Here is an 8,394-nt window from a genome sequence, read left to right as displayed (position 1 = left end):
TTCATTCGCCTTGCCAGCCGTATAAAAATCACCGTTACAAGCAAAGGTGGCACAGGCAGCGAAGAAATCATCAAGGCAGACGCTCCCAAGATCACCCTGCCGCTGACAAACCCGGCAGGCTCGAAGATCACTTTGGGAGCCAATGATCCCATCGGACAATACCCGGTGGCCTCAGATGGCTCCACTCTGGAAAGCACAGGCAACCTTACGGACGGCTTTACCGCCGGTTGCATCCTGCTTCCGATAAAAGAAAAAGAAAAGATCCCGGTTCGTATCGTCTTCCCGTCGATCACCTTCAACGGGCTGGAGGCACAGACCGACAAGCTCTATACAGCAGATGTCACCACTCCGGCGGGAGGATTCGTTTCCGGGAAGCAATATAATTACACGGTTAATATCACCGGCAACCAGGTCGGGTTTTCGGAATTGACTGTCACCCCCTGGACATCGAAAGACGGGGAATTTCCCAAAGACAGTGTGGAAGAAGATTATTAATATACAGAAGATATAGAGGGAACAACATGAGACATCAGACAGGTATAATCAGTATGTTAATGGCGTGCATCAGCCTATGCGGATGCACCGGGGAGAAGCTGTTGGACGGGCCTGTGCCGGACGAACCGGAAAGCCCCGTCGAAGTCCGTTTCTTCACCACCTCCGCATCTACCCGTGCCGAAAGTATAGGGGTAGATGCGGGTGCGGATACGTTGGTTACCGATGCTCACGTACGTCTCTATCCCTACCGGCAAAAGGAGGGCGTGACTGATGTGACCGTAACAAAGGATTATACCGTTAAGACCGAAACAACCGTAACAAGCAAAGTGCAATCCTTAGTTCCTGATAAAGTGGGTGACACGAACGGTATCGAAATGATCCTTCCTTCAGGGACCTTTAGATTCTATGCCGTGTCGACCAATAGTCAAGACCAGACTGTTCCCGACTTCCATACGGCTGATGCCGTAGGCGGAGTGCCGAGTAGTACCGCCGGAACAGCTTCTGTCACAAATGGCGTTGATTACCTGTATGCCATGACCCAACAAACGATTGCGTTCGGTACCCAAATAGCCCATGTTCCCTTGGCGTTCAAACATGTAGGTACGCAGGTGCAACTGACGATCAAGTTCGGGGAGAGCGCCCACGCGGCAGATTATAATACAGCCAAAGATTTCAATCTGGCGAAAGTTTCGATTCAGGCGACCTCGGAAACAAATGCCGCCATGTATTTGTATAACGGGCAAATACAGATTGATGGCAAGTCAGGAGGGACGCCCGGTAGCGATACCGACCTTAAAGAGATGACTGTCGTGAGATCCGGCACGGTTTCGGATGGAAGCAATATCCCTGCCGACCAGGTTGCCACCTATCATCTGCTGCCGCTCGCCGGGGCCTCCGGGCAGAAAATGAAGGTCAAGATCGTTATTGGCAATTTAATCGTCGGAGATGCGGCAGCCGCTACCCATACCTATACCGGCAGTCTCAATGCCACAGGCGGCTGGTCGGCAGGGACAAGCAACCAGTACACGCTGACCCTTTCGGGTACGGAAATCAAATTCTCAACCGTTACGGTAAAACCTTGGGAAACCGGAACCTCCGGCGGGCAAGTGGGAGACATCGAGCATACGGATGATGCAAGTTCCACAGGAGCAACAACCCCTTAAATGTAAGTGTATTATGAATCCACTAAAAAAGATATCGGGCATTTTGAGCCTCTTTTGCCTGCTCGTGGCATGTCACGGGACGGACGAAGGGGTGCCATCAGCGACGGGGTATGCCGATGTGCGGTTCACCGCTTTGCCTGCGACAGACGCGCAGACCAAGGCGGACGGCAGCACAGAGGGACTGAATGAGGGCGGGCGTGTCGTCGTGTATGCCTGGCAGGGAAAGATACCATCGGAAACAGATAAATATGCCTACTCGAACCGGTACACGTTTCATTTGAATAATGGCGTATGCAATCTGGCTCCCCTTAGTGCTGATATGAAACTGCCGGTAGGGAACGGATATGCGTTTTACGCCCTGTCGACCAATCATGCGGACTTACCTGTCCCGGCAATGGAAAGCGGCAGCCGGACCGCAATCCTGCAAAACGGGGTGGATTACCTGATGGCGGTAAGCGGTTCACAAAGTGTTTCCGGCAGTGATGCCGTCACGATTCCTTTGGCCTTCCGCCATATCGCCACCCAAATAGTGCTGACGGTGAAACCTGCCGGTACGAACGGCTACACTTCCGCCGAAAGCCTGACGGCTGCTATAGCCCCGATCGACAGTAGCGGTAGTTATATCGACCTGTCGGCAACCTGGGCGGATGATACTCCTAATGGGATGATTTACTGGGGGACAGGTGTTTCCGGAGGGATGCCCCTCGGCCAGGCGAACGGGCAGGTGAAAGCGGGCGTTAAAGTTGACAGCGGACCGAACTTCACCGTCTCCTTTATCCTCCTGCCGGTAGCGGCGAATACACAAATACCCTTGCAATTCGATTTTAAGGGTATTGAATTTGCTACAGGCGGCAAGCAAGCGGGGAAGAGATATACAGCCCGGCTGAATGTCTCGTCTGATGGCTTGAAAGGCGGATATACATACGCTTTCGATGTATCAATCTCACGGCAGGCAGCCTCCTTTAGCCCTTTACCCAAGGTGAACCCCTGGGTGGTGGATGGGATCAATTTGGATGAGGTGATAGAGGTGGACCCGAAGTGAGGGGAGAGTTGAAAGGGGAAAGTTGAAAGTGATAAATATTGGATATGAAAGGAAAATTTTATACAGGGATATTGGCGTTGTTGTTGCTGCTTGCGGGTTGCGACAAGGCGGACGTTGGGCGTGGAGAAAATGACGGGAAGGGGTATCCGGTCAGTTTTACGCTGGCGGAGCTGAGGCCGATGCGTGCGGTGGATGGGGATGCAACGGACTTGCAGGCTGGAACGGCGTTGACGATTGCAGCCTATAATCCCAATAGCGGCAAGTTGGTTGCGGCGCGGCAGTATAAGGTGAACAACGCTGCGGACGGCTTGGAGCTCGATGGAAGTATTACGGACAACGAACCGATGTACCTGCCTGTCGGCACATACGATTTTTGCGCGATGACGCCGGTGCAAACGCTGACGGGTGAAGGCAAGCACGGCACTGTGGCGCAGGGAACAGATGCCTTAGGCTCTGTCACCCGGGCACAAATGGGGGCGGATGCGACCACTATTCAACTGGATAACCTCGACCATCTTGCCTCGCAAATCAGTTTTACCGTGCAGGTGGTTAAGCAGGAGGTCGACTCGGTACTGTCGTTTGCCGTCCAAAGCATCGAAATCGAGGGGATGGTTAAGGCTACGACAGGCAACTACCTGCTGCCTGAAAACAAACTTGTGATACCGGCGATCGAAGAAACAGACCGGTTCGAAAAATTGGCAATCGACGGGAGTGACGCTTTTACTGCCGGGGAGAAAGGAAACGGCAGCGGGCCAGGCTATATCAATACACAGAAAACGCCCCGGGTGGTTTTTCCCAAGGCGGAGAGCACGTTCAACGCGATAATCAAGGTTAAGATTCAAAGGAACAAAGAAGCGGAAGCGACAGACAGGCTATTAAGCGTAAAAATCAACCGGCTCGCCTTCGAGCCCGGCAAGCGCTATTTGTTTGAAGTCAACTACGGATGGGACTATGTCCGTTTCAATATCACAGTGGCTCCCTGGACAACCGTCACGGATGACAGCGAAGTGGGAGGCGGCGTACAAACGGTGACCCATACGATAAACATTAATCCCTGGGGTGAAGATATTAAATTGGATATGGATATATAATATGAAAACGAATTTATACATACTGATATTGTTCCTGATGGAGATCGGAATGTTGGTCGGCTGCTCGGCAGACGGGATACCGGAGGAGACAGACGGTAACCGGCCGGGCGGCCTTACCTGCATCCGCTTTGGTCTGGAGGGCGCTTACGGGCAGGTGGTGGCTACCGACGGCGAGCAGGTGATCCGGCTGGAGACGGGTAGCGCAAATACCGGTGAGAATACTTTGCAGAACCTCACGGTTTTGCAATTTGACCTCGATCAGAGTGTGACAGATGTAACGACGCAAGATGCCGCCATATGCGTTACCGCCCGTTACCTGCGCGCCCCCGAACCGGAGAAGGACGAATCTGCGACGGAGCCGTACTACCTGATCGGGTTGCAGGCTTCGAAAAAGGACACTCAGTATCTCATCTTTATCGCAAATGCCGGTTCCGCCTTCCAGAATTTTGAAGGGAAAACGTTGGGTGACTTTAAAGGCGTTGAGATCCCTTTCGACCAGAAGACAAACAACGGTGAAAACCAGCTGATGCTTGCGGCCTTGTATGTACCGGTTAAAGGTGTGGAAGACCAAACGATTCATCCGGTAGAACTGAAACGGTTGGTGGCACAGGTACATTTCAAATACACGAAGTCATTGGCAGGCGTGGTAGATGCCGATTTTACCCCTTTGAGCCTCCGGTTACGAAATGTGCCGAAGGTCCTGAAATATGCCGACGGGATAACGAAGGCCACCGACTATCCGGAGAAAACGGCTGCCAACTTCACCGACTATACTTTTATCATCGGCCAGGTCGAAGACGGTTTTACCTGGTATATCCCGCAGAACGTACGGACAGCGACAGATGCCCTGCCCTCCGGCGATTCTTTCCATACCTACGTGGAACTTTCCGGCATCTACAAAGCCCCCAATATGCCGGACCAGCTGGTCACCTACAGGTTTTATGTCGGCCAGGGAAGTCCCGGTTATAATGTCTACCGCAATTACGACTACGAGATACTGCCCGTCCTGAGAGGCGTTAACAGCTTTGACTCTCGCGTGACGAGACGTAACCTGGTGCTCAGTCCGCCGGCGAATTGCTTCGTCCTCTCGCCCGAATCCGGCAGCGAAGTGACTTTCAACCCCTATTTGGCGCCGGGGACGGATGTCGGGGAGGTTAGCGTCTGCTATACGGATCAGGTGAAGGAAAACCGGTACAGCCGGATTGCAGCGGTTAAAACGGTCTGGCAAACGGCGGACGGCCTGATCGATGTCTCGTTCGGCGAAGGAGTGGTGCGCGTGCAGCCGAACACCGCCGGGACAAACGGCAATGCGCTGATCGCCGCCTACGATGCCGATAACACGATCCTCTGGAGCTGGCACATCTGGGTGACGCCCTATGCCAAAGTGCTGGACGGGACAGGGAAAAACGGATATATATACGATTTCGGCGGATATACGTGGATGGACCGCAACTTAGGAGCTTTGAACGTATTCCGGGAAGACAATAACCGCAACCTCTACTACCAGTGGGGAAGGAAAGATCCATTTTATGACACGGGCAAAACGACTGTTACCGGAACCGGTATTTCGTCTGCCAACAAAGGAACTGCCCTGAATATCGACGAGTCGATCAAATGTCCGACTGTCTTTTTCACCCACCAAAGTACGACGGGAACCTGGCATGGTGGAACAGCGGCAATCCCTAACCTCTGGTTTTCCGATACGAAAACAGTGTTCGACCCTTGCCCTGCCGGCTGGCGTGTGCCGGCGAAAGCCGCATGGGATGCTTATAAATGGGGTAGCGATGGCAATATTGCTTGGGATACAACCAATTCATACGGGGCGGTTTTGACGGTTAATTCCGAATATTCCTGGTTCCCGAGGGGAGTGCTTGGAAACAGCAATATGACTTTTAATGCAAGTAACACTTATATGTGGTCGGCATTATGTGAGAACGGTTTTCCACGGACTTTCAGCTTCACCAGTTCGGGCGGAAGTATAGTCAATGATATTGCCGGTTCCTTCGGCGGTTCGGTACGTTGCGTAAAAGAGAAATAAGCGGTAAAACGAAAACAGAATAAAAATGAATAATACTTTTTGGTTTTTAGTACTCTGGACTACTTTGGCTGGCTTGACTACCGGTTGCACGGAGAACGACGAGGTACAGATGGAGAAGGGAACGCCGGTAGAGGTCGTTTGCCGTTTGCAGGTTGCGCCCCTCGATGGCGGACAGACGACGCGGGCCATCAGTGAGGCGGAAATACACGACCTGGCAGTGATCCAGTTCGACGGGACAGATGACGAAGCCCCGGCGGTGATTGCCCGCGCTTTTGATAATCCGGCCTCGAAGTTGACAGTCGGGCTGATGCAACCCATAGGCGATGCAAACAAACTGCAAACCCTTTATTTTATAGCCAATGCCGGCGGGACATTCGATAACTTCAGCGGGACATTGGGCGAGTTGAAAACGAAGCAATTTTCCCTCTCGGAAACGGATATTCAGAATTGGAAAATACTGATGACCGGTAGTTGTGTGACGAAAATCTATACGGAAACCGATGTCACTGCCACCCTGACCCGGCGACTGGCGAAAATCGTTTTCAGCATAGACCAGAGCGGGCTACCGCAGGGTGCCGCCCTCGAACCGCTTTGGCTGCAATTGAGGTCGGTCCCTTCCGTCGCCTGTCCGGAAACCCCGGCAAGCGAGATCTCCTACCCGGAGGCAAGCAGTGAACTGTACGCCGATTGGCAGCCGTTCGTCAATGATATAGAGGGAACCTATACCTGGTATATCCCGGAAAACAGGCGGGGTAAAAAAAGTGGTACGACTGTAAACAATCCAAAAGATAAAAACAGCTACAAACCGGACGACTATTGTACTTATCTCTATCTCGAAGCCAACTATTATCCGGATGCAGCCCAAAGAGATCAGGGAGCAAAAAGGGTCTATTACACATTATATCCGGGAGCAAACAACACCGACGATTTTACGATAGAAGGGAACCGGTCGTACACCGTCACGCTGAAGGTCACCGGAATAGAAGGAAAGGAGGATGATTCGCGCCTTAGCGCGACAGATATACCGCCATCCCTACCGGGAGCTAATTGTTACATGGTTCAACCGAACTCATTCCTGACCTTTAACCCGCATAATGCACCGGGTGCAGCGGTGAGCAATACAATCGATTATTTGAATCGAGTAGGGACAGGGGTTAATGGTGATTGCAACATCGACCATGTCGGGCTTGTCTGGCAGACCGATCCGGGATTAATCCGGGCAATCTACCATTTGAAAGCCAATGGGGAGTTTCGGATACAAACCGCCGATATGCAGGGGAACGCCCTGATTGCCGCCTATGATAAAGATAGTAAAATTTTATGGAGCTGGCATATCTGGGTGACGGATTATGTGCTGGATAATGTCGGTAATGATATGTCCGGAGATTCTCTCGATGTTCCCGGAGGACATGTATATAAATGGAGCGATTATATCTGGATGGACCGGGGGATCGGAGCAAAAAGGGCGGGCTTGGGTATCGGTGCCTTCGGAATGTGTTACCAATGGGGACGGAAAGATCCTTTCTTGCCAGCTATCCAAAATACGGAATCAGGGGATTCACAGGATAAGTTCGAGGCCCAAGCAACTGCACAGACAGTACCGATGTATAATAGTGACGGAGAGCGAATATATGTAGGCGGGCAAAAAATCACTACTTCAGGGAACGATTTTGGAACGCCAATGAATAATCCTACCCTGTTCTATTCAAACAGCTCTCAATTATGGTATGGAGGTTCTGCTAACAATTCTCTATGGCAAGATGGCGTAAAAACATGCTTTGACCCTTGTCCGGCAGGATGGCGTGTTACTCCCTCCGGGGTACGAAATAATTTTACAACCGCTAATCTGAAATTTGTTTATACAAGTACTGTTAGCGATATGGATATTTGTGGTATCACATGTTATGCTATACCCGGATTACGTTGGCCTTATGGTGGATACCGGGATATTAGTAATGGAAAATCAAAAGGGCCTGGCCACGAAGGAATGTTCTGGGCATCAGGTAGTAGCTCTGGATCTGGATATAGATATGGAGGGAATGAGAATAAAGCCTCTACACTTAGTCGCGGTCAGTCCGACGGTCAGTCCGTCCGTTGCGTAAAAGATACAACAAAATAATAGATATGAATAAAAAAGAACTATCACAGACCCTTGCCCATCGATTGGGAATTACTTGTAAAGAATCCCAACAATACCTCGACACCTTGTGCGACGTCTTTAACGAAGAGTTGCGGAAAGGCAATTCCATTTGCCTGCAAAACTTCGGCCAGTTTAGCTGCTGGGAGCAGCCCGGCCGCATGGGGCGTAATCCGCGTACAGGCGTTCCAGCCCCCATCCCTCCCCGCAAGAGTGTCAAATTCAAGCCGGGCAAGGGGCTGATGAAAATTCTGAACCCTTGAATAGTTAGCGCTAACAAGGGTGAAGGGATAAATTATCTATATTAAATCGCATGGATAGATACGGAGAAGAATACATCTTGTTTGTTTCGATGGTTTTGCCGGAAGACCATTATATGGTGGAAATTGTCTTCCCCGGCGCACTGGCCACCAACTACGGAATCTGTC

The 8,394-nt window shown here is 51.4% G+C and carries 7 protein-coding genes; all 7 read left to right on the top strand.

What is annotated here, in order from left to right:
* Positions 1–495: fimbrillin family protein (locus DWU89_RS19935; protein ID WP_187574955.1), on the top strand; the 495-nt coding region annotated here is incomplete at its 5' end.
* Between the two features lie 26 nt (positions 496–521).
* On the top strand, positions 522–1,658 hold the full coding sequence (locus DWU89_RS19930; RefSeq protein ID WP_115501379.1) for a fimbrillin family protein: 1,137 nt from the start codon (positions 522–524) through the stop codon (positions 1,656–1,658).
* Positions 1,659–1,671: 13 nt separating this feature from the next.
* Positions 1,672–2,700: a fimbrillin family protein gene (locus tag DWU89_RS19925; protein WP_158543414.1), complete on the top strand. Its 1,029-nt coding sequence runs from the start codon at positions 1,672–1,674 to the stop codon at positions 2,698–2,700.
* Between the two features lie 44 nt (positions 2,701–2,744).
* Positions 2,745–3,791, top strand: a complete 1,047-nt coding sequence (locus DWU89_RS19920; RefSeq protein ID WP_115501377.1) for a BF2992 family fimbrillin-A clan protein — start codon at positions 2,745–2,747, stop codon at positions 3,789–3,791.
* Between the two features lies 1 nt (position 3,792).
* Positions 3,793–5,829, top strand: coding sequence for a fibrobacter succinogenes major paralogous domain-containing protein (locus DWU89_RS19915; RefSeq protein WP_115501376.1), 2,037 nt, complete (start codon positions 3,793–3,795; stop codon positions 5,827–5,829).
* 25 nt (positions 5,830–5,854) lie between these two features.
* Positions 5,855–7,948, top strand: a complete 2,094-nt coding sequence (locus DWU89_RS19910; RefSeq protein WP_115501375.1) for a DUF4906 domain-containing protein — start codon at positions 5,855–5,857, stop codon at positions 7,946–7,948.
* A gap of 5 nt (positions 7,949–7,953) precedes the next feature.
* Positions 7,954–8,229, top strand: coding sequence for an HU family DNA-binding protein (locus tag DWU89_RS19905; RefSeq protein WP_115501374.1), 276 nt, complete (start codon positions 7,954–7,956; stop codon positions 8,227–8,229).
* Positions 8,230–8,394: the final 165 nt, after the last annotated feature.

It is taken from the genome of Parabacteroides acidifaciens, from assembly GCF_003363715.1.
GTDB classification, from domain to species: Bacteria; Bacteroidota; Bacteroidia; order Bacteroidales; family Tannerellaceae; genus Parabacteroides; species Parabacteroides acidifaciens.
Note: the sequence above shows the minus strand (reverse complement) of the source record. Positions and strands in the feature narration are given on the sequence as shown.

Bases quoted from the DNA above. Each gene is read 5' to 3' on its own strand.
- DWU89_RS19920 (WP_115501377.1), top strand. From the start codon at position 2,745: ATGAAAGGAAAATTTTATACAGGGATATTGGCGTTGTTGTTGCTGCTT.
- DWU89_RS19905 (WP_115501374.1), top strand. From the start codon at position 7,954: ATGAATAAAAAAGAACTATCACAGACCCTTGCCCATCGATTGGGAATT.
- DWU89_RS19915 (WP_115501376.1), top strand. From the start codon at position 3,793: ATGAAAACGAATTTATACATACTGATATTGTTCCTGATGGAGATCGGA.
- DWU89_RS19925 (WP_158543414.1), top strand. From the start codon at position 1,672: ATGAATCCACTAAAAAAGATATCGGGCATTTTGAGCCTCTTTTGCCTG.
- DWU89_RS19910 (WP_115501375.1), top strand. From the start codon at position 5,855: ATGAATAATACTTTTTGGTTTTTAGTACTCTGGACTACTTTGGCTGGC.
- DWU89_RS19930 (WP_115501379.1), top strand. From the start codon at position 522: ATGAGACATCAGACAGGTATAATCAGTATGTTAATGGCGTGCATCAGC.